The sequence below is a fragment of the Methylobacterium sp. CCH7-A2 genome, from assembly GCF_001557075.1.
GTDB classification, from domain to species: Bacteria; Pseudomonadota; Alphaproteobacteria; order Rhizobiales; family Beijerinckiaceae; genus Allobosea; species Allobosea massiliensis.
The window spans coordinates 1-19,684 of record NZ_LSKN01000085.1 but is presented as its reverse complement, the minus strand read 5'-3'; the positions used below and the strand labels follow the sequence as shown (position 1 = coordinate 19,684).

Genomic DNA, 19,684 nt, shown 5'->3' with positions numbered 1-19,684 from the left:
TTCCTACCCCTCGACCATGACCTCGCGCGCCTTCATCGCCGGCTGCCTCGGCACGAGCCTGACCCCGGACGAGCGGGCCTTCTTCCGCGAGGCCCGGCCCTGGGGCTTCATCCTGTTCCGGCGCAACACGCAGAGCCCCGAGCAGGTCGCCGCGCTGACGGCGGAGCTGCGCGAGACGGTCGGCTGGCAGGCGCCGATCCTGATCGACCAGGAGGGCGGGCGGGTGCAGCGCATGGCGCCGCCGCACTGGCCGAAATATCCGCCGGCGCGCGCCTTCCTCGGCATCAACGATCCGCTGCAGCAGCGGGAGATCGTGCGCCTCTCCGCCCGGCTGATGGCGCATGATCTGAGGGCGGTCGGCATCGATGTCGACTGCCTGCCGGTGCTCGACGTGCCCGTGGCCGGCAGCCACGACGTCATCGGCGACCGCGCCTATGCGCATGAGCCCGACCGCGTCGCCCAGCTCGGACGCGCGGCGGCCGAGGGGCTGCTGGCGGGAGGCGTGCTGCCGGTGATCAAGCACATGCCCGGTCATGGCCGGGCGAAGGCCGACAGCCATCACGACCTGCCCGTCGTCGACGCCTCGCTGGACGAATTGCGGGCGCATGATTTCCGGCCCTTCCGCCATCTCGCCGACATGCCGCTGGCGATGACGGCGCACGTCGTCTTCACGGCGCTCGATGCGAAGAACCCGGCGACGGTCTCCCGCACCGTCGTGCGCGACATCATGCGCGGCGAGCTCGGCTATGACGGCCTGATCATGACTGACGACATCTCGATGAAGGCGCTGTCGGGCGGCTTCGCGCAGAAGGCCCGCGCGGCGATCCGCGCCGGGGTCGATGTCGTGCTGCATTGCCACGGCATCATGGAGGAGATGGTCGCGATCGCCGGGGCCGTTCCGGAGATGCGGGGCGACCGCGCCCGCCGTGCCGCGACGGCGCTGGCGCGCATCCGCCACGAGCCCGAGCCGCTCGAAGTCGAGGCCGCCCGCGCGCAGCTCGCCAGCGCGCTTGCCTTGAACGGCTGAAGCGTCGAACCTGTGGCGCCCCCGCGTGCGTCGCAGGGGCGGGAGGGGGACGGCCGGCCATGGCGGCGCAACTGCCATTCGAAGAGGACGGCCCGGAGCGCGACGGCGAGCCGGCGCTGCGGGTCGATGTCGATGGCTATGAGGGGCCACTCGACCTGCTGCTCGATCTCGCACGCAGGCAGAAGGTCGATCTCCACCGCATCTCGATCCTGGCGCTGGCCGAGCAGTATCTCGCCTTCGTCGAGCAGGCGCGGGCGCTGCGGCTGGAGCTGGCGGCCGACTATCTCGTGATGGCGGCCTGGCTGGCCTACCTCAAGTCCCGCCTGCTGCTGCCCGAACCGCCCAAGGGCGAGGAGCCGAGCGCGGCGGATCTCGCCACGGCCCTGGCGCTGCGCCTGCGCCGGCTGGAGGCGATCCGGGCCGCGGCACGAAAGCTCGCCTCGCGCGAGCGTCTCGGGCAGGACGTCTTCGCGCGCGGCGCGCCCGAGGCGGTCGTCGCCGGAGCCAGGCCGGTCTGGGAGGCGGAGCTCTACGATCTGCTCTCGGCCTATGCGCAGCAGCGGATGAAGCGCGTGCAGGGGCACATCTCCGTCGGCCAGCGCGTCGTCTGGTCGCTGGTCGAGGCGCGCGAGGCGCTGCAGCGGCTGGTCGGTGAGGCCGGCGACTGGACGCAGATCGACCCGTATCTCGCCCGTTACATGACGTCGCATGGGCTGCCCGCCCGCGAGATGGCGGCGACGGTGCGGGCCTCGGCGCTCTCGGCCATGCTGGAGATGGTCAAGGAGGGCGTGCTCGATCTGCGCCAGGACGAGGCCTTCGCGCCGCTCTATCTGCGCCGTCGCTCGGCGCGCCCGCCCGTGCTGCCGCTGGCCGGCGGAGACGGCCCGTGACGGAGGCCGCAACGCCGCTTTCCGACGAGGCCGATGGCGCGGCCGAGGCCTTCGCGCAGGCAATGCGCGTGGTCGAGGCGCTGCTGTTCGCCTCGGCCCAGCCGCTGCCGGCCGAGGAACTGGCGCGGTCGGTGCCGGCCGGCGTCGCGATCGGGGAGGTTCTGGCGCAGCTGACCGCGCTCTACGCGCCCCGCGGCGTCAATCTGCGCGCCGTGGCCGGTGGCTACGCCTTCCGCACCGCGCCCGATCTCGGCTATCTGCTCGCCGCCGAGGCGGAGCCGCCGCGCAAATTGTCGCGGGCGGCGCTCGAAGTGCTGGCGATCATCGCCTATCACCAGCCTGTGACGCGGGCCGAGATCGAGGAGATCCGCGGCGTCGCCACCGCCAAGGGCACGCTCGATATCCTGCTGGAGGCCGGCTGGGTGCGGCTGCGCGGGCGGCGCCGCTCGCCGGGGCGTCCGGTGACCTTCGGCACGACTCCCGGTTTTCTCGATCATTTTGGGCTCGAGCGGATCGACGATCTGCCCGGGCTGGAGGAGTTGAAGGGCTCCGGCTTCATCGAGGGGCGCCTCACGCGCGACCTCACCGTGCCGGTTCCCGACGACGATCCGGAGCTGCGCGCCGACGAGGACCCGCTCGGCGACCTGTTCACGCCGCTTGACGAGAACGGCTGAGCGCCGCACAGGGCGGCGGTCACATCATCCGCCGCGTCGTCCCGGACGACCGAAGGCAGGCCCGGGACCCATTCCTGAACCGTTCCGGCATGGGTCCCGGGTCTGCGCTTCGCTCCGCCCGGGACGACGTCGCGTTCCAAGAGACGAGGCGGAGCATCCGTTGGTCGCCAACGAGACGAAATCGCGCTGGCTGAGCTGGGGGCGGCGGGGAACGGCCGGGGCCGCGATCCCGATGGCGCTTGCCTTCGACGGCGTGACCCAGCGCTTCGGCGAGGTCACGGCACTCAACAGCGTGTCGCTTTCGGTCGAGCCCGGCGAGATCGTGGCGCTGCTCGGCCAGTCCGGTTGCGGCAAGACGACCCTGTTGCGCCTGGCCGCCGGCGTCGAGCGGCCGAGCGCGGGTCGCGTGCTGCTGGAGGGCAAGGACGTGTCCTCTCCGGAGAGCTTCGTCGAGCCCGAGCGGCGCGGCGTCGGCCTCGTCTTCCAGGACTATGCGCTGTTTCCGCATCTCACCGTGCTGGAGAATGTCCGCTTCGGGTTGCAAGGCCGGGTGCCGGGGACGGCGGCGGAGGCGACGGCGCTGCGTGCGATCGCCCGTGTCGGCCTGGCCGACCTGGCCCAGTCCTATCCGCACATGCTCTCAGGCGGCGAGCAGCAGCGCGTCGCGCTGGCGCGGGCCGTGGCGCCGCGGCCGGGCGTGCTGCTGATGGACGAGCCTTTCTCCAATCTCGACCGGCGCCTGCGTGACGTCGTGCGCGACGAGACCGCAGCCCTGCTGCAGGAGACCGGCGCGACCTCGATCATCGTCACGCACGACCCCGAGGACGCGATGCGCATCGCCGACCGGATCGTGCTGATGCGCGCCGGCGAGATTGTTCAGATCGGCACCGGCGAGACGCTGTATCGCCAGCCGGCCAGTCTCTTTGCCGCCCGATTCTTCTGCGATTTTACCGAGGTCGCCGGCAGGGTCGTGCGCGGGGCGGTGGACACGCCCTTCGGCCGCTTCCCGGCACGGGGTCTGGCCGAGGGCAGCGAGGCCGTCGCCTGCATCAGGCCCCATGCGGTCCGGATCGTCCCCAAGGGCTTCTGCCTGCCGGGCCGGGTGGTGACGCGGCGCTTCCTCGGCGAGGTCGATCACCTGCTGATCGCGGTCGATGGCTTCGACCGGCTGCTTTCGGTGCGGGCCTCGCTGGCCGGAGTGCTGGGCGAGGGCGAGGATGTCGGGCTCGACATTCCCACCGACGAAGTTCTTGTGTTCCCCGCGGGGGACACATAGGTTCCGCCACAACAGCCCGGGCCGGGGTCGCCGATCCAATCCGAGCGCATGAATCGAGGGAGTTCGCCATGGGTGGCGTCAGCATCTGGCACTGGATCGTCGTCGGCGTCATCGTGATGCTGCTGTTCGGCCGCGGCAAGGTTTCCGAGCTCATGGGCGACGTGGCCAAGGGCATCAAGTCGTTCAAGAAGGGCATGGCCGAGGACGAGACGCCTCCGCCGCCGCCCACCGCCGCGACCCCTGTCGATCCCAAGATCATCGACGCGCAGGCCACCCCTTCCGCGCCGGCGAAGGCCGAGACCAAGGCCTGAGGCCTGGCCTCCCGCCTGCGGGAGGCTGAGAGGACGGACTGTCGATGTTCGACATCGCCTGGAGCGAATTCATGCTGATCGGGGCGGTCGCGCTCGTCGTGATCGGCCCCAAGGACCTGCCGAAGGCGATGCGGACCGTCGGGCAGGCGGTCGGCAAGATTCGGCGCATGGCGTCCGAGTTCCAGGGCCAGTTCAACGAGGCGATGCGCGAGGCCGAACTCCACGATCTGAAGAAGCAGGTCGAGGACGTCGGCGGCTCGGTCTCCAATGCGATGAACACCGACTTCAAGCCGATCGAGATGCCGGCTTCGACCGGGCTCGATGATGCGGCGCTGAAGGAGGCCGAGGCCAAGCTGTCCGCGCTACCGCCACCCGATCCGCTGCCGCCGGTCGAGATCGCGCCGCCTGTTCCGGCGCCCGTCGTCGAGGCTGCCACGCCCGAGCCGACCGCCGAACCGTCCGAACTCGCGCCGGCGAAGGCGCCGCGCAAGCGCAAGGCAGCGGCTGCCGAACCCGGTGAAGGGAGCGCGGCATGAGCGTCGCCAATCCGCGCGAGGGCGAGGACGAGATCGAGGCCTCCCGTGCGCCGCTGATCGACCATCTGATCGAGCTGCGCTCGCGGCTGATCAAGTCGCTGATCGCCTTTCTGGTGATGTTCTTCATCTGCTTCGCCTTCGCGACGCAGATCTACAACATCCTCGTGCTGCCCTATGTCTGGGCGGCCGGGCCGGGCGCCAATGTCCAGTTGATCTACACCGCGCCGCTCGAATATCTCTTCACCCAGATCAAGATCGCGGCCTTCGGCGCGGGCTTTTTCGCTTTCCCGGTGATCGCGACGCAGATCTACAAATTCGTGGCGCCCGGACTCTACAAGAACGAGCGTCAGGCCTTCGCGCCCTATCTGGCGGCGACGCCGGTCTTCTTCGTGCTCGGTTCGGCGATGGTCTTCTTCTTCGCCATGCCGGTGCTAATGAAGTTCTCGATCGGCATGCAGCAGGCGGCGACCGACGGGCAGGCCGGCATCGCGCTCCTTCCCAAGGTCAGCGAATATCTCTCGCTGATCATGACGCTGATCTTCGCCTTCGGCATCTCCTTCCAGCTCCCGGTGATCCTGACCCTGCTCGGCCAGGCGGGGATCATCGACACGGTCTTCCTGAAGGAAAAGCGCCGCTACGCGATCGTCTTCGTCTTCGTCGTTGCCGCCGTGCTGACCCCGCCGGACGTGATCTCGCAGCTGATGCTCGCGGTGCCGATGCTCCTGCTCTATGAGCTCTCGGTCTTCTCAGTCGGCTATGTCGAGAAGAAGCGCGCCGCGCAGCAGGCGGCCGACGACGCTGCGGACGCGCCGAGCGCGTAGCGATCGTCTATTGAGTGTGGTGCGCGTCATGCTCGGCCTTGTGCCGAGCATCCACGTCGTGAACTCAGGTCTCGCCAATCGAAGACGTGGATGGTCGGGACAAGCCCGACCATGACGGGCGGGATGCCTGCGCGCGAGCGCGACGTAGGTGGTTCCCTCCGCGCCCGTCCCGGTCTAGAGCATCGGGCTGTTTTTCCGACCTCTGACGGCGTGGCCTGACGACGATGTACGACATCAAATGGATTCGCGAGAACGCTGTGGCGTTCGACACCGGGCTGAAGCGGCGGGGGCTCGCGCCGCTGTCGGCCTCGCTGCTGGCGCTCGACGACACGCGTCGCGCGGCGATCGCGAAGGCCCAGGCCTCGCAGGAGCGCCGCAATGCGCTGTCGAAGGAGATCGGCAAGGCGATGGGGGCCAAGGACGTGGCTCTCGCCGAGCAGCTCAAGGCCGAAGTGGCAGCGCTCAAGGAGCTGCAGCCGCAGCTCGAGGCTCAGGAGAAGGCGGCCAAGGCCGCGCTCGATGAGCAACTCACCGCGATCCCGAACACGCCCAAGGACGAGGTGCCGGACGGCGCCGACGAGCACGGCAATGTCGTCAAATCGGTGCATGGCGAGGCGCCCGAAAAGGCCGGCGGGCGGCTGTTCGGCCAGAACTTCGCGCCCAAGGAGCATTTCGAGCTCGGCGAGGCGCTCGGCCAGATGGATTTCGAGACGGCGGCCAAGCTCTCGGGCTCGCGCTTCGTCGTGCTGGAGCGCCAGATCGCGCGGCTCTCCCGCGCGATCGGTCAGTTCATGCTCGACACCCACACCGAGGAGCACGGCTATACCGAGGTGATGCCGCCGCTGATGGTGCGCGACGACGCCATGTTCGGCACGGCGCAGTTGCCGAAGTTCCGCGAGGATCAGTTTCGTGCCGGGGACGATCACTGGCTCATCCCCACCGCCGAAGTTCCGCTGACCAATCTCGTGCGCGAATCGATCCTCTCCGAGGAGGAACTGCCGCGCCGCTACACCGCGCTCACCCCCTGCTTCCGGGCCGAGGCCGGTTCGGCGGGGCGCGATACGCGCGGCATGCTGCGCCAGCACCAGTTCGAGAAGGTCGAGCTGGTCTCGATCACGACGCCGGAGACGTCGGCCGAGGAGCATGAGCGCATGCTCGCCTGCGCCGAGGCGGTGCTGAAGAAGCTCGACCTGCATTATCGCGTGATGACCTTGTGCACCGGCGATATGGGCTTCGCCTCGCAGAAGACCTACGACATCGAGGTCTGGCTGCCCGGCCAGAAGACCTATCGCGAGATCTCGTCCTGCTCGGTCTGCGGCGATTTCCAGGCACGGCGGATGGATGCGCGCTACCGGCCGAAGGAGGGCGGCGCGCCGCGCTTCGTCCATACGCTGAACGGCTCGGGCACGGCGGTCGGCCGCGCGCTGATCGCGGTGATGGAGAACTATCAGAACGCCGACGGCTCGATCACCGTGCCCGACGCGCTGGTGCCCTATATGCGCGGCGTGACGAAGATCGAGAAGGCGTGAGTGCGCTGTCTTACCAGCGTCATGCTCGGGCTCGACCCGAGCATCTCCTGGGAGGAGATTCTCGGGTCTGCGCTTCGCTTCGCCCGAGAATGACGCCTCCTGCCGGGAATCCTCCTCGTCGATGAAAGACCTCTGACATGCGCATTCTCGTGACCAATGACGACGGCATTCATGCCGAGGGGCTGGCGGTTCTGGAGCGCATCGCGGCGCAGCTCTCCGACGATGTCTGGGTCGTCGCGCCCGAGACCGACCAGTCGGGCGTGGCGCATTCGCTGTCGCTGTCGAACCCGCTGCGCCTGCGCCAGGTCGGCGAGAAGCGCTTCGCCGTCGCGGGCACACCGACCGATTGCGTGATCATGGCGGTGCGCTCGATCATGATCGAAAACCGGCCGGACCTCGTGCTCTCGGGCGTCAATCGCGGCCAGAACGTCGCCGAGGACGTGACCTATTCCGGCACGATCGCGGCCGCGATGGAGGGCACGCTGCTCGGCATCCCCTCGATCGCGGTCAGCCAGGGCTATGGGCCGGGTGGACGCGAGAACATCCGCTGGGACTGCGCCGAGCAGCATGCCCCTAGCATCATCCGCCGGCTACTCGAGGAGGGCATCCCGAAGGAGATCCTGTTCAACCTGAACTTCCCGAATGTCGCGCCCGACGAGGTCGCGGGCGTGGCGGTGACGGTGCAGGGGCGGCGCGACCAGGAGCTGATGCAGCTCCAGCCGCGGCAGGACGGGCGCGGCAACCCCTATTACTGGATCGCCTTCGCCCGCGGCCGCACCGAGCCGGCCAACGGCACCGATCTGCGCGCGTTGGCGGAGAAGAAGATCTCGGTGACGCCGCTGGAACTCGACCTGACCCATGAGCCGACGCTGACGCGGTTCGCGCGGGTGTTTGCTTGAGCGACGCGTCCCTCACCCGCGCCGTCATCCTGGCCGGAGCGAAGCGGAAGGCCGGGATCCATCGTAGAGCCCTGCGACCTCCGATGGATCCCGGTCGACCTTCGGTCGCCCAGGATGACGGCGTGGTTGCAATGTCCACAGGCGCGGACTGAACCATGACCGACGGCGAGGGCGACGCCATGACCGAGGAGCGGCCGGCGAGCGAGGGCGAGCGCACCGTCGCCTTCCTGCTGTCGCTGCGGGCGCAAGGCGTGCGTGATCTCGCCGTGCTGCGCGCCATGGAGAAGGTGGCGCGGGAGCGTTTCGCGCCGGCGCGCTTCGCCGATCTTGCCCGGCAGGACGTCTCGGTGCCGCTGCCCTGCGGCCAGACGATGACGGCGCCGCATACGGTCGCGGCGCTGCTGACCGCGCTCGATCTGCAGGCGGGGTCGCGCGTGCTCGAGATCGGCACCGGCTCGGGCTATGTCACGGCGCTGCTGGCGGCGATGGGGTCGCAGGTCGTCTCGCTCGAGCGCTACCGCACGCTGGCGCTGGCGGCGCAGGAGCGCATCGCCGGCAGCGGCTTCGCCCGCGAGATCGAATTGCGCCAGGCCGATGGGCTGCAGCCCGACCGGACGCTCGGGCGATTCGAGCGCATTCTGGTCAATGGCGTCACGCCGGTGATTCCCGAGATGCTGCTGGCGCGACTCGCGCCGGGCGGGCGCCTCGTCGGGGCGATGCGCGTCGAGGGCGCGGCGCGGCGCGTCGTCGTCATGCGGCTGCCGGACGGCAGCTTCGACCATGCGCCGGGGCCGGCGGTGCGCCTCCCGCCACTGGTGGCCGGCCTCGCGCGGGCACTCTGATCGCGGCGGTCGACCGGTCAAAAAGCAAACGCCGAGTCGCGGCGCGAAACGCTTTCGTAACCTGAACGCGGTTTTAATGCTGGCAATCGAGTTGCGTCGTTTGCGAGTGCCAGTTCCATGCGTAGCCCTGCCGGATCGGTTTCGTTCCATCTCGCCCTGCGCGCTTCGACGGCGTGCCTGCTGGCGCTCGCTCTCAGCGCCTGCTCCTCTGAAGCGATGCGCTTCACCGACACCCCCTTCGACAGTCCGTTCAAGACGGCGCAGGCCCCGGCTCGCGACCCTGCGACGACCGGCTCGATCGGTCGCTCGGTCAACACGCCGGTCTATGCGACACCTGCTCCCGCCACGGCGGCCGTGCGCTCGCAGCCTCTGCCGCCGCCGCAATCGGCCGTCGCGCTGCGCGCCGCCGCGCCGCAGCCCATGGCGGGCAGTGCGAATGGCTGGTCGGCCCAGGGCGGTACGCCCGTGGTCCTCGCTCAGGGCGAAACGCTCGACACGCTCTCCTCGCGCTATGGCGTGCCGCGCGCCGCGCTGATCTCGGCCAATGGCCTGTCCAGCCCGAATGTCGCGCCCGGCACGCGCATCACCATCCCGGTCTACAACGCCGCCGGTTCGGCCGCTCCGGCTCCGGCCGCAGCGGCTCCGCGCCAGCAGATGGCGCAGGCTCCTGCCGAGACGCGCTCCGATGCATCCCGTTTCGTGACCGGTCCCGCGCCGGCGGCTGCTCCCGTGCGCCCTGCGACGCCGGTGCAGGATGCTCGCGCCAAGGCGCAGGCTGCGGCCGAGGCCAAGGCCCAAGCCGCCGCCGAAGCCAAGGCGAAAGCGGAGGCCGACGCGCTGGCGATGCGCGAATCGCGCGCCCGCTTCGCCGCCGAGGCCAAGGCCAAGGCTGCGGCCCGCGCCAACACGACGGCCGCTGCGGCTCCCGTCCCGACACCCGCTGCCAAGCCGGCGGCCCCGGCCAAGGTCGTCGCCGAGAAGCCGGCCGCCAAGCTGGAAGCCCAGCCGGCCAAGACGGCCGCCGCTCCGGCGCCGGAGAAGACCAAGCCGGTCGTCGTCGCGACGGCGCCCGCCGCTCCCGAGCCCAAGGCCGCTCCCAGGAGCGAGGCCGAGCCCACCACCACCGCCAGTCTGCCAAAGGCGGAGGAGGCCGGCGAGAAGGCCGATTTTCGCTGGCCGGCCCGCGGCCGCGTCATCGCCGGCTTCAGCGGTCGCGGTGGCAATGAGGGCATCAACATCGCCGTGCCGGAAGGCACGCCGGTGAAGGCGGCGGAGAGCGGCACGGTCGCCTATGCCGGCAGCGAGCTGAAAGGCTACGGCAACCTCGTCTTGATCCGCCACGCCAACGGCTATGTCTCGGCCTACGCCCATAACGGCGAGCTCAAGGTGAAGCGCGGCGACACGGTCAAGCGCGGCCAGGTGGTCGCCAGCTCCGGCCAGACGGGCAACGTCTCTTCGCCGCAGCTGCATTTCGAGCTGCGCAAGGGCTCGGCGCCGGTCGATCCGACGCCCTACCTCAACAACTGATCAAGAGTTCACCTTCGACCGGTCTCCGCGAGACCCCACCGGTCGGAACAGGGCGGGGCGGTCCCAGGAAAGGCCGCCCCGCCACTTTTTTGTCTGGCCAACGTCAGGGTCGGGCCTGACCCGACCAGCGGACGTCAGGCAGCCGCGTCATGCTCGCCCCTGTAGCGAGCATCCACGTCTTGAACACGGCCCTCGACGAATGAAGGCTTGGATGGTCGGGACCAGCCCGACCATGACGGCCCCGCCGGCTGGCGATTACTCGTCCAGCGGCTTGCCGAGGCGCCCCGCCAGATCCTGGATGAACTGCCAGGCGGTGCGGCCGGAGCGCGAGCCGCGGGTCGTCGCCCATTCCAGCGCCTCGTGGCGCAGCGTTTCGGGGTCGATCGCCAGGCCGAAATGGCCGACATAGCCGTCGATCATCGCCAGATACTCGTCCTGGCTGCATTTGTGGAAGCCGAGCCAGAGGCCGAAGCGGTCCGAGAGCGAGACCTTCTCCTCGATCGCCTCGCCCGGGTTGATCGCGGTCGAGCGCTCATTGTCCATCATGTCGCGCGGCATCAGATGGCGGCGGTTGGAGGTGGCGTAGAACACGACATTGCCGGGCCTGCCCTCGACGCCGCCATCCAGCGCCGCCTTGAGCGACTTGTAGGAGGTGTCGTCGCGGTCGAAGGAGAGATCGTCGCAAAAGACGATGGCGCGATGCGCGTCGGGACGCAGCAGACCCATCAGCACCGGCAGGCTCTCGATGTCCTCGCGGTGGATCTCGATCAGCTTCAGCGGCAGGGCCTGGCCGGCGAGGCGCCTGTTGGTGTCGGCATGGACCGACTTGACCAGCGAGGACTTGCCCATGCCGCGCGCGCCCCAGAGCAGGACGTTGTTGGCCGGCAGGCCGCGGGCGAAACGCTCCGTGTTCTCGGCCAGCGTGTCGCGAACGCGATCGACGCCGCGCAGCAGCCCGAGCGCGACGCGGTTGACGCGGGCGACCGGGGCGAGCTCCGAGCCGGCGGGATGCCAGACGAAGGCGTCGGCGAGCGTCAGATCGGCGGGCTTGCGGGCGGGCGGGGCGATGCGCTCCAGCGCCGCGGCGATGCGCAGCAGGGCAGCCAGCGTCGGGTCGGTCTGGGTCTCGGTCGCAACGGTCATGGGCGGGCCTTCGGGCAACTCGGCGCGGAGCCGTAACGGAGGGTACGGTGCCTTGCAGCGTTAGCGGTTCGTCGGCTCGGAGCGCAAGGCCATTGCGCGAACTGCGGCGAGCCCATAGGTGAGGAGCGCCGCGAGCCGGCCGGGCGCGTCCGATTGATTTAACGGCGCCTCTGGCTATAGTCCGCGCGATTTTTTAAGGCCTGTGACGAAATCCGCCGCGCCCCGCGGCCGGGGGCGCCTGCGCCGCCGCGATGAAGGAGCCGTTTCGTGATCACCCCCGCTTTCGCCCAAGCCGCCGGTGCCGGTGGTTCCACCGACATGCTGATCTCGCTCGTCCCCTTCGTGCTGATCTTCGTGATCATGTGGTTCCTGATCATTCGGCCGCAGCAGAAGCGCGTGAAGGCGCATCAGGAGATGGTCAAGAACGTGCGCCGCGGCGACACGGTGATCACCTCGGGCGGCATCGTCGCCAAGGTGGCCAAGGTGATCGACGATGGCGAGATCGAAGCCGAGATCGCCGAGGGCGTCCGGGTTCGCCTGGTCAAGGGCATGATCACCGACGTTCGCGCCAAGGGCGAGCCGGTCAAGAGCTGAACCGCGCAGCGGCTCCGCGAGGGGCCGGCGCGCGACAACAAGGCGTTACCCGCAGATGCTCCGTTTCCAGACCCGCAAGGTCATCGTCGTCCTGCTCGTTCTGCTCTTCGGCTGCGGCTTCGCCCTGCCGAACCTTTTCTCGCCCGAGACGCGCAAGGCGATCGAGCAGGGCGCTCCGTCCTGGATTCCGCGCATCCTGCTGCCGATCCACGCCGTCGTGCTGGGTCTCGACCTGCAGGGCGGCTCGCATGTCCTGCTCGAGATCGACCGTGCCGATCTCGTCCGCAGCCAGGTGACGCAGCTGCGCGATGACGTGCGCCGCATCCTGCGCGAGGAGCGGGTGAGCTTCCAGGGCGGCATCGGCATGACGGCGCGCGGCGTAAGCCTGCGCGTGCCGGATGCGGCCGATCGGGCCAAACTCCTGCCGAAGCTCCGCGAACTGGCGCAGCCGATCGGGACGCTCGGCGCCTTCGGCCCCTCTGGCAACATGTCGATCGAAGTTGCGGAGCAGCCTGACGGACTGATCCAGCTCAATGTCACCGAGGCCGGCGCCAATGAGCGCGTGCGCCGCGCCGTCGAGCAGGCGATGGAGGTGCTGCGTCGCCGTGTCGACGCGCTCGGCACCACGGAGCCCAACATCCAGCGCCAGGGTCTCGACCGCATTCTCGTGCAGGTGCCCGGTCTGCAGGATCCGCAGCGCCTGAAGGACATTCTCGGCCAGACCGCCAAGCTACAGTTCCGCATGGTTGCCGACGGCCAGGGCGGCGACGTCGACATGCTGCCCTCGCAGGATGCCGGCGGCTCGCTGGTGCCGGTCGAGCGGCGCGTTATCGTCGAGGGCGAGGATCTGATCGACGCCCAGCCGGCCTTCGATTCGCGGACCTCGCAGCCGATCGTGAATTTCCGCTTCAACATCCGCGGCGCGCAGCGCTTCGGCCAGGCGACGACGGAGAATCTCGGCCGTCCGCTCGCGATCGTGCTCGACAACAAGGTGATCTCGTCGCCGGTCATCCAGTCGCCGATCACCGGCGGCTCGGGCCAGATCTCCGGAAATTTCACGGTCGAGGCGGTCAACAACCTCGCCATCCTGCTGCGCGCCGGTGCGCTGCCGGCGAAGATGACGATCGTCGAGGAGCGGACCGTCGGCCCGGGCTTGGGTCAGGATTCGATCCAGGCCGGCAAGATGGCGACGCTGATCGCCACCGTGCTGGTGATCCTCTACATGATCGGGACCTATGGCGTGTTCGGCCTGATCGCCTCGATCGCGCTGCTCGTCCATGTCTGCCTGATCTTCGGGCTGATGTCGGTGCTGGGCGCGACGATGACCCTTCCGGGCATCGCCGGCATCGTGCTGACCATCGGCACGGCGGTGGACTCCAATGTGCTGATCTATGAGCGTATGCGCGAGGAGGCCCATCAGGGCCGCTCGCTCGTCTCGGCGCTCGAGGCCGGCTTCCAGCGCGCCTTCGCGACCATCATCGACTCGAACGTCACGATGCTGATCGCGGCGCTGGCGCTGTTTGCGCTGGGCTCCGGCCCGGTGCGCGGCTTCGCGGTCGTGTTCATCCTCGGCATCCTGACCACGGTCATCACCGCGGTGACACTGACGCGGATGCTGATCGCGCTCTGGTATCGCTGGGCCCGTCCCAAGACCCTTCCGTTCTGACGCAAGCCAACTGTTCAAGGAGATCAGCGCATGCGTCTGCTTCGCATCGTTCCCGACGGTACCCGTTTCAAGATCGTCCGCTTCCGGCGGTTCAGCTATCCGTTTTCGGCAGCTTATTCGCTGCTGGTGCTGTTCCTGTTCCTGACGGTCGGCCTCAATTTCGGCATCGACTTCCGCGGCGGCACGCTGATCGAGATGCAGGCCAAGTCCGGCAAGCCGGAGATCGCTTCGGTGCGTGCGACGGCGAACGGCCTCGGCTTCGGCGAGGCGGAGGTGCAGGAGTTCGGCTCCGGCGGCGAGATCTCGATGCGGTTCGCGCTGCAGCCGGGCGGCGAGGTGGCGCAGCAGCAGGTCGTCGTCAAGGCGCGCGAGGCTTTCTCGGCCACCTATGATTTCCGCCGTGTCGAGACCGTCGGCCCGCGCGTCTCTGGCGAGCTGGTTCAGGCCGGCACGCTGGGCGTCGTGCTCGCGATCATCGGCGTGCTGATCTATCTCTGGTTCCGCTTCGAGATGCAGCTGGCGATCGGCGCGATCCTCGGCACGCTGCACGACATCGTGCTGACGATGGGCTTCTTCCTGATCACCCAGCTCGAGTTCAATCTGACCTCGATCGCGGCGATCCTGACCATCGTCGGCTATTCGCTCAACGAAACCGTCGTGGTGTTCGACCGCACGCGCGAATTGCTGCGTCGCTACAAGACCATGCCGATCCCCGACCTGCTCGATCTTTCGGTCAACTCGACGCTGTCGCGCACCGCCATCACCTCGACCACGACGGTGCTGGCGCTGATCGCGCTGGTGTTGTTCGGGGGCACGGCGATCGAGGGCTTCGCGCTGGTCATGCTCTTCGGCGTGGTGGTCTGCACCTATTCGGCGATGTTCATCTCGACGCCGGTCCTGCTCTATCTCGACGTCCGCGCCGGGGTTTCGCGGCCGGAGGGTGCCGAGGAGAAGGTCGCCGCCGGCGCCAAGAGCTGAGCCGCGCGGCCGGCATGAGCCGCTTCGACGGATTCGTTCCCGGGCGCCACCAGCTCGACGCCTTCGGCGCGGGCGGCTTCCGTTTCGCCGGGATGAGCCATCGGGGCTCGGTGCTGGCGCTGCCGTCCGGCATCCGGATCTGGCCGGTCTTGCGCTTTGCAGACGTCACGCCCGCGGCCTTCCAGCCGGTGCTGGACGAAGCGGAGAGCATCGACTTCCTGCTCATCGGCACCGGCGCCGACATCGCCTTCATTCCGCATGACTGGCGCGCCCTGCTGAAGGAGCGCGGGGTCACGGTCGAGGGCATGGCCACGGGGGCGGCCGCCCGAACCTACAATGTACTCGTCGCGGAAGAGCGGCGCGTGGCCGCAGCCCTGATCGCGGTCGACTGAACCCAGGACCGACATGCCCGCCGGAATTCAGGGCGCCCATGTCGCGTGAGGCGTAGCCATCCGCCGCCGCCTCGGCCTACACTGCTGAACCGTGGCTTGGGGGCAGCACCGGATCGAGGCCAGATGATGCCGCAGGCAACCGAGACCGACCGCCGCAGCGACGCCGTGCCGTCCGCACTGCCGGACGCCTACGCGCATTGCGCGGCGATGGTTCGCGAGCAGGATCACGACCGCTACATCACCTGCCTCTACGCGCCCGAATCGCAGCGCCCCGCGCTCTTCGCGCTCTATGCCTTCAGCCTCGAGATCGCCCGCATCCGCGCGCTGGTGAGCGAGCCGCTTCCCGGCGAGGTCCGGATGCAGTGGTGGCGCGACCTGCTGGAAGGCCAGGCGAGCGGCGAGACGCAGGGGCACCCCGTCGCCGCCGCGCTGCTCGACTCGATCGCCCGCTATCGCCTGCCGATCGCGCCGCTGACCGGGCTGATCGAGGCCCGCATCTTCGATCTCTATGACGATCCGATGCCCTCGCTGCGCGATCTCGAAGGCTATGCCGGCGAGACCGCGAGCGCGCTGGTGCGGCTGGCCTCGATCATCCTGGCCAATGGCCGCGATCCCGGCGGGGCGGCGGCTGCGGGCTATGCCGGCGTCGCCTATGCGCTGACGGGGCTGATGCGCGCCTTCCCCTGGCATGCGGCCGAGGGGCAGGTCTACCTGCCCGGCGACATCCTCGCCCGCAACGGCGTCACCCGCGACGACATCGTGCGCGGGCGCGGCGGGCCGGGCGTGCTCTACACGCTGAAGGAGCTGCGCGGCATCGCGCGCGGGCATCTGGTGAAGCTGCGCGAGCTGCGCAGCACGGTGCCCTCCGCCGTGATGCCGGCCTTCCTGCCGGTCGCGCTGGTCGAGCCCTATCTCGCGCGCATGGAGCGCTCGGGCTACGACCCCTACCGCACGATCATCACGCTGCCCGCCTGGCGCCGGCAATGGGCAATCTGGCGGATGGCGCGCGCGGCGGGGTGAAAGCGCGCTACTCCGCCGCCTGAGCCTGCTCGCCGCCCGCCCAGGCCTCCATCTCGACCTTGGCGCGGGCGGTCAGGGCGTGCTTGCGGGCGACGCTCTTGGCCGGGCCTTTCAGCTTCTTGCCGTCGGGGCCATGCGTCGCCTGTCCCTCGATAGGGGGGAACAGGCCGAAATTGATGTTCATCGGCTGGAAGGAGCGGGGGCCCTCGTCGATGGTGACGATGTGGCCGCCGGTGATGTGGTTGACCAGCGCGCCGAGCGCCGTCGTCGCCGGCGGGATTTCGATCTCGCGGCCGAGCCGCTCGGCCGCGGCGAGACGGCCCGCCAGCAGGCCGATGGCGGCGCTTTCGACATAGCCCTCGCAGCCGGTGATCTGGCCGGCGAAGCGCAGGCGCGGATCCGCCTTCAGCCGCAGCCGCGCATCGAGCAGCTTCGGCGAGTTGAGATAGGTGTTGCGGTGGATGCCGCCGAGCCGCGCGAACTCGGCGTTCTGCAGGCCCGGGATCATCCGGAAGATCGCGGCCTGCTCGCCATATTTCAGCTTGGTCTGGAAACCCGTCATGTTGAACAGGGTGCCGAGCGCATTGTCCTGGCGCAGCTGCACCACCGCATAGGGCTTGACCGTCGGGTTGTGCTTGTTGGTGAGACCGACCGGCTTCATCGGGCCCCAGCGCAGGGTTTCGCGGCCGCGCTGCGCCATGACCTCGATCGGTAGGCAGCCGTCGAAATAGGGCGTGCCCTCCCACTCCTTGAACTCGGTCGTCTCGGCGGCCAGCAGCGCGTCGATGAAGGCCTCGTACTGGTCGCGGTCGAGCGGGCAGTTGATGTAGTCGGCGCCGGTCCCGCCGGGACCCGCCTTGTCGTAGCGCGACTGGAACCAGGCCACTCCCATGTCGATCGAGTCGAAATGCACGATCGGGGCGATGGCGTCGAAGAAGGCGAGCGCGTCCTCGCCCGTCAGCGACTGGATGCCGGCGGCGAGCGCGGGCGAGGTCAGCGGGCCGGTGGCGATGATGACGCTGTCCCACTCTGCCGGAGGCAGGCCGGCGATCTCGGCGCGGTCGATGGTGACCAGCGGATGGGCCTCGAGCGCGGCGGTGACGGCTTGCGAGAAGCCGTCGCGGTCGACCGCCAGCGCCCCGCCGGCCGGGACCTGATGCGCGTCGCCCTTGTCCATGATCAGCGAGCCGAGCCGGCGCATCTCCCAATGCAGCTGGCCGACCGCATTGGAGAGCGCATCGTCCGAGCGGAAGGAGTTGGAGCAGACGAGTTCCGCCAGACCTTCCGTCTTGTGCGCCTCGGTGCCGCGGACGGGCCGCATCTCGTGCAGGATGACGGGGACGCCGGCCTGGGCGATCTGCCAGGCGGCCTCGGAGCCGGCGAGACCGCCGCCGATGATGTGAACGGGTTCCATCCCGCGGATGTGTCGCCCGCCGCCGCCGCCGTCAAGGGAAGCGGGGCCCGAAACGCAAAATGCCCGCCTTGCGGCGGGCATTCGCTCTGCGACCGGTCGCCGCGAGGGAGTATCGCGGCTCCGGGAGAGACTACTCGGCACCCCGCCTCAGCGGGGCGAAAGCCGCTTCAGACGGCCGCGTGGGTGCGGGCGACGAAGGGGATCTCGGTGCGCGACAGGCCGAGATCGTCGAGCTCGCGGTCGGTCAGGCGGGAGAGCTCGCGAACGGTCTCGCGATAGCGCAGATAGGCGCGGATCTTGGCGGCGATCATGGTGACGAACATGGTGGCAATCCTACTAAGTTTCCGGAGCGGGTCGGTGCCCACAGCGATGAATTCGTTGTGCGCTGCATATAAGTGAGCCAGCGCGCCCGCAACAGAGGCATGGAGTCAGCTCCGTCATGCGTTTTCGGCATGAACCATTCGCAATTGCTTCACTTTTGCCGTCTCGCCCGCGTCCAGCGGTTAACGACCCGGTAAGATTCGCAAGAGTTCTGCCCGATCCTTGTGCATTCCAGCGACGCCGGTCGGGTGGTCAGGCCAATTTGCCGCCCCGATGAGCACCCCCAGTGCCTTAACGATGCTGCAGCGCACATAAGCGCTGATTCACCCTGTTTCGCGCCGCTCGATGCCCTTTGGGTCCGGAAACGGGCCGGGCGGCGCGAATCGGCCGCCCGGCGGGGTCTCATTCGCAATGGGCCAGATGCCGCGATGCAGCAGTGACACCGGCGAGCGAGAATTCATAGCTCGTCGCATTGCCGCGGGCGGAGCGCGCCTCCAGCGCCATGACGCGGCCGGCGCGCATCGCCGCCAGCAGCTCCGGCTCGCGCTCGATCCGGCGCAGCCAGGCATGGCTGCCTTTCGTGATCATGCGGAAGGTCTCGTCGCCGATGGTGACGGTGACCTCGGAGCCGTCCTCGAAATCATAGCCGGCCTGCAGGCTCGATTCGGTCGCCTGCGGCGTCTCGGCCTCCTTGACGAAGAAATAGACCTCGCCATGGCGCAAGCTCGCGGGCTCGGCGCTGGCGGGCGTGGCGAGGATGTAGCAGCTGCGCGCCTCGCCCTCGCCGAAGGCGGCGGCGGTCCAGCTGCCGAACTGGCCAAGCGGGGTGGCGGTGGCGGCGACGGCCGGCAGGGGGGCGAGGCCGAGCGCGGCGGCGATGAGGGCGGCACGGGTGGCGAGGATCGTCATCCTGTCTCCTTTCGGGTGAAGCGGGCAGGGTGGGAAGGTAGCGGTTAACGAGGCGTGACCATGGCGGGCGGCTGGTTCGGCGCGTCCCGTCATTCCGGGGCGGGCCTGTCGACCCCATCGCCTCGCCCCCAACGCCGTCATCCCGGACAAGCCGCGTCAGCGGCGCTGATCCGGGATCCATTCCGGAACCTGTCCGACCCGGCGCTCCGGAATGGATCCCGGGTCTCCGCGGAGTTTATCCTTGGGCCGATCTTAGATCGGACCCGAGGGCTGCGCCCGGGATGACGGGGAGGGGGCACGGGAATGGGTCACCCGCCATCCTGCGCGATCTCGGCGGCGACGCGGGCCTGCGCCTGCGCCAGCGCGGCGTCGGGGGAGAGCCCGGCGGCGCCGTTCTGGATCATGTAGCCGGCGAGGCGGCGGTCCTGGTCGGGCAGGGCCCCCATGAAGCCGTGGAGGCAGGCGGCGTCGCTGCGCTTGCAGCTGCGGCCGCGCTGGCAGGCCTTGTCGGTGCAGTCGCGCCAGACCTCGAGGATGTCGCCCAGCCTCTTGAGGAGATCGCGGCGGATCTGCTGGGTGCGGTGGAAATTGGCGATGTGCTCGGGCGAGAAGCCGGAGGGTTCCTTGCGGGTCATGATCGTCTCCCTGCGGGGAGGGGGGCGCGCGCCAGCCCCCGCCCGCTGTTGCAGCGTCGGTGATCGAACGGGGCTGGCGGAGCGCCGCGGGGCGCTGGGGTCGAGGTCCGCAACCGTTGAGCCAGGTCGCGGCGCGGCGGGATTGAGCCACCCGTCGCACGCCCCCCGGCGCTCCGCCTTCGGCGATTTTGGGCTCCGGGCCGCGCTTATCGGGTCGAAGGCCATCCTCCGCCGCGAGCCCTCGGGCGCCAGTTCCCCTCATCGGGTTGTCGCGCCGTCC

The 19,684-nt window shown here is 69.3% G+C and carries 21 protein-coding genes; 16 read left to right on the top strand and 5 right to left on the bottom strand.

What is annotated here, in order from left to right:
* The first annotated feature begins 16 nt into the window (after positions 1-16).
* The 11 genes from nagZ (at position 17) to AX750_RS06230 (ending at position 10,332) form a co-directional block, all read left to right on the top strand.
* Positions 17-1,027, top strand: coding sequence for a beta-N-acetylhexosaminidase (nagZ, locus tag AX750_RS06280; RefSeq protein ID WP_066719271.1), 1,011 nt, complete (start codon positions 17-19; stop codon positions 1,025-1,027).
* Between the two features lie 59 nt (positions 1,028-1,086).
* Positions 1,087-1,917: a ScpA family protein gene (locus AX750_RS06275; protein WP_066719272.1), complete on the top strand. Its 831-nt coding sequence runs from the start codon at positions 1,087-1,089 to the stop codon at positions 1,915-1,917.
* Positions 1,918-1,979: 62 nt separating this feature from the next.
* Positions 1,980-2,591 (top strand): SMC-Scp complex subunit ScpB, encoded by a 612-nt coding sequence (gene scpB, locus AX750_RS06270; RefSeq protein WP_082735457.1) that lies wholly within the window; start codon positions 1,980-1,982, stop codon positions 2,589-2,591.
* A 160-nt stretch (positions 2,592-2,751) separates the two neighbouring features.
* Entirely contained in the window at positions 2,752-3,867 is a 1,116-nt protein-coding gene (locus AX750_RS06265) for an ABC transporter ATP-binding protein (RefSeq protein WP_245282325.1), read from the top strand.
* Between the two features lie 68 nt (positions 3,868-3,935).
* A complete protein-coding gene (locus AX750_RS06260) occupies positions 3,936-4,178 on the top strand; it encodes a twin-arginine translocase TatA/TatE family subunit (protein WP_066719277.1) in 243 nt (80 codons plus the stop codon).
* Positions 4,179-4,222: 44 nt separating this feature from the next.
* Positions 4,223-4,714 carry a Sec-independent protein translocase protein TatB gene (tatB, locus tag AX750_RS06255; protein ID WP_066719280.1) on the top strand — a complete coding sequence of 164 codons (492 nt, stop codon included), beginning with the start codon at positions 4,223-4,225 and terminating at the stop codon, positions 4,712-4,714.
* Complete coding sequence (gene tatC / locus AX750_RS06250; RefSeq protein ID WP_066719281.1) at positions 4,711-5,535, top strand: twin-arginine translocase subunit TatC; 825 nt, start codon at positions 4,711-4,713, stop codon at positions 5,533-5,535. The genes tatB and tatC overlap by 4 nt, the downstream gene beginning before the upstream one ends.
* A 224-nt stretch (positions 5,536-5,759) precedes the next feature.
* Entirely contained in the window at positions 5,760-7,064 is a 1,305-nt protein-coding gene (gene serS, locus AX750_RS06245) for a serine--tRNA ligase (RefSeq protein WP_066719284.1), read from the top strand.
* Between the two features lie 137 nt (positions 7,065-7,201).
* Positions 7,202-7,963, top strand: a complete 762-nt coding sequence (gene surE, locus AX750_RS06240; RefSeq protein ID WP_066719287.1) for a 5'/3'-nucleotidase SurE — start codon at positions 7,202-7,204, stop codon at positions 7,961-7,963.
* Positions 7,964-8,118: 155 nt separating this feature from the next.
* A complete protein-coding gene (locus tag AX750_RS06235; protein WP_245282324.1) occupies positions 8,119-8,805 on the top strand; it encodes an rRNA adenine N-6-methyltransferase family protein in 687 nt (228 codons plus the stop codon).
* 117 nt (positions 8,806-8,922) lie between these two features.
* Complete coding sequence (locus AX750_RS06230; RefSeq protein WP_245282323.1) at positions 8,923-10,332, top strand: LysM peptidoglycan-binding domain-containing M23 family metallopeptidase; 1,410 nt, start codon at positions 8,923-8,925, stop codon at positions 10,330-10,332.
* Positions 10,333-10,587: 255 nt separating this feature from the next.
* Here the strand turns inward: AX750_RS06230 and AX750_RS06225 are convergent, their stop codons facing one another.
* The gene (locus AX750_RS06225; protein ID WP_066719295.1) at positions 10,588-11,475 is read right to left on the bottom strand and encodes an ATP-binding protein; all 888 of its coding nucleotides are present in this window, start codon (positions 11,473-11,475) and stop codon (positions 10,588-10,590) included.
* Positions 11,476-11,793: 318 nt separating this feature from the next.
* Between AX750_RS06225 and yajC the strand changes: the two genes are divergently transcribed.
* The 5 genes from yajC to AX750_RS06200 all read left to right on the top strand — a co-directional run bounded on the left by yajC (position 11,794) and on the right by AX750_RS06200 (position 16,125).
* Entirely contained in the window at positions 11,794-12,069 is a 276-nt protein-coding gene (gene yajC / locus AX750_RS06220) for a preprotein translocase subunit YajC (RefSeq protein ID WP_066719313.1), read from the top strand.
* Between the two features lie 55 nt (positions 12,070-12,124).
* On the top strand, positions 12,125-13,735 hold the full coding sequence (gene secD, locus AX750_RS06215) for a protein translocase subunit SecD (protein WP_066719297.1): 1,611 nt from the start codon (positions 12,125-12,127) through the stop codon (positions 13,733-13,735).
* A gap of 30 nt (positions 13,736-13,765) precedes the next feature.
* The gene (gene secF, locus AX750_RS06210) at positions 13,766-14,713 is read left to right on the top strand and encodes a protein translocase subunit SecF (RefSeq protein WP_066719299.1); all 948 of its coding nucleotides are present in this window, start codon (positions 13,766-13,768) and stop codon (positions 14,711-14,713) included.
* A 14-nt stretch (positions 14,714-14,727) separates the two neighbouring features.
* Positions 14,728-15,105, top strand: a complete 378-nt coding sequence (locus AX750_RS06205; protein ID WP_066719300.1) for an MTH938/NDUFAF3 family protein — start codon at positions 14,728-14,730, stop codon at positions 15,103-15,105.
* A gap of 126 nt (positions 15,106-15,231) precedes the next feature.
* Positions 15,232-16,125 carry a phytoene/squalene synthase family protein gene (locus AX750_RS06200; RefSeq protein ID WP_197426574.1) on the top strand — a complete coding sequence of 298 codons (894 nt, stop codon included), beginning with the start codon at positions 15,232-15,234 and terminating at the stop codon, positions 16,123-16,125.
* Positions 16,126-16,132: 7 nt separating this feature from the next.
* On the opposite strand, the gene trmFO is transcribed toward AX750_RS06200, so the two are convergent.
* The 4 genes from trmFO to AX750_RS06185 all read right to left on the bottom strand — a co-directional run bounded on the left by trmFO (position 16,133) and on the right by AX750_RS06185 (position 19,404).
* Positions 16,133-17,548, bottom strand: coding sequence for a methylenetetrahydrofolate--tRNA-(uracil(54)-C(5))-methyltransferase (FADH(2)-oxidizing) TrmFO (gene trmFO / locus AX750_RS06195; RefSeq protein ID WP_066734824.1), 1,416 nt, complete (start codon positions 17,546-17,548; stop codon positions 16,133-16,135).
* 158 nt (positions 17,549-17,706) lie between these two features.
* The gene (locus AX750_RS25400) at positions 17,707-17,862 is read right to left on the bottom strand and encodes a DUF1127 domain-containing protein (RefSeq protein WP_082732703.1); all 156 of its coding nucleotides are present in this window, start codon (positions 17,860-17,862) and stop codon (positions 17,707-17,709) included.
* Between the two features lie 400 nt (positions 17,863-18,262).
* The gene (locus AX750_RS06190; protein WP_245282322.1) at positions 18,263-18,769 is read right to left on the bottom strand and encodes an invasion associated locus B family protein; all 507 of its coding nucleotides are present in this window, start codon (positions 18,767-18,769) and stop codon (positions 18,263-18,265) included.
* 308 nt (positions 18,770-19,077) lie between these two features.
* A complete protein-coding gene (locus AX750_RS06185) occupies positions 19,078-19,404 on the bottom strand; it encodes a hypothetical protein (RefSeq protein ID WP_066721234.1) in 327 nt (108 codons plus the stop codon).
* Positions 19,405-19,684: the final 280 nt, after the last annotated feature.

Excerpts from the sequence above, each read along its gene's own strand:
- nagZ (WP_066719271.1), top strand. The coding sequence starts at position 17 with ATGACCTCGCGCGCCTTCATCGCCGGCTGCCTCGGCACGAGCCTGACC.
- AX750_RS06275 (WP_066719272.1), top strand. The coding sequence starts at position 1,087 with ATGGCGGCGCAACTGCCATTCGAAGAGGACGGCCCGGAGCGCGACGGC.
- scpB (WP_082735457.1), top strand. The coding sequence starts at position 1,980 with ATGCGCGTGGTCGAGGCGCTGCTGTTCGCCTCGGCCCAGCCGCTGCCG.
- AX750_RS06260 (WP_066719277.1), top strand. The coding sequence starts at position 3,936 with ATGGGTGGCGTCAGCATCTGGCACTGGATCGTCGTCGGCGTCATCGTG.
- tatB (WP_066719280.1), top strand. The coding sequence starts at position 4,223 with ATGTTCGACATCGCCTGGAGCGAATTCATGCTGATCGGGGCGGTCGCG.
- tatC (WP_066719281.1), top strand. The coding sequence starts at position 4,711 with ATGAGCGTCGCCAATCCGCGCGAGGGCGAGGACGAGATCGAGGCCTCC.
- serS (WP_066719284.1), top strand. The coding sequence starts at position 5,760 with ATGTACGACATCAAATGGATTCGCGAGAACGCTGTGGCGTTCGACACC.
- surE (WP_066719287.1), top strand. The coding sequence starts at position 7,202 with ATGCGCATTCTCGTGACCAATGACGACGGCATTCATGCCGAGGGGCTG.
- AX750_RS06235 (WP_245282324.1), top strand. The coding sequence starts at position 8,119 with ATGACCGACGGCGAGGGCGACGCCATGACCGAGGAGCGGCCGGCGAGC.
- AX750_RS06230 (WP_245282323.1), top strand. The coding sequence starts at position 8,923 with ATGCGTAGCCCTGCCGGATCGGTTTCGTTCCATCTCGCCCTGCGCGCT.
- AX750_RS06225 (WP_066719295.1), bottom strand. The coding sequence starts at position 11,475 with ATGACCGTTGCGACCGAGACCCAGACCGACCCGACGCTGGCTGCCCTG.
- yajC (WP_066719313.1), top strand. The coding sequence starts at position 11,794 with ATGCTGATCTCGCTCGTCCCCTTCGTGCTGATCTTCGTGATCATGTGG.
- secD (WP_066719297.1), top strand. The coding sequence starts at position 12,125 with ATGCTCCGTTTCCAGACCCGCAAGGTCATCGTCGTCCTGCTCGTTCTG.
- secF (WP_066719299.1), top strand. The coding sequence starts at position 13,766 with ATGCGTCTGCTTCGCATCGTTCCCGACGGTACCCGTTTCAAGATCGTC.
- AX750_RS06205 (WP_066719300.1), top strand. The coding sequence starts at position 14,728 with ATGAGCCGCTTCGACGGATTCGTTCCCGGGCGCCACCAGCTCGACGCC.
- AX750_RS06200 (WP_197426574.1), top strand. The coding sequence starts at position 15,232 with ATGCCGCAGGCAACCGAGACCGACCGCCGCAGCGACGCCGTGCCGTCC.
- AX750_RS25400 (WP_082732703.1), bottom strand. The coding sequence starts at position 17,862 with ATGTTCGTCACCATGATCGCCGCCAAGATCCGCGCCTATCTGCGCTAT.
- AX750_RS06190 (WP_245282322.1), bottom strand. The coding sequence starts at position 18,769 with ATGACGATCCTCGCCACCCGTGCCGCCCTCATCGCCGCCGCGCTCGGC.
- AX750_RS06185 (WP_066721234.1), bottom strand. The coding sequence starts at position 19,404 with ATGACCCGCAAGGAACCCTCCGGCTTCTCGCCCGAGCACATCGCCAAT.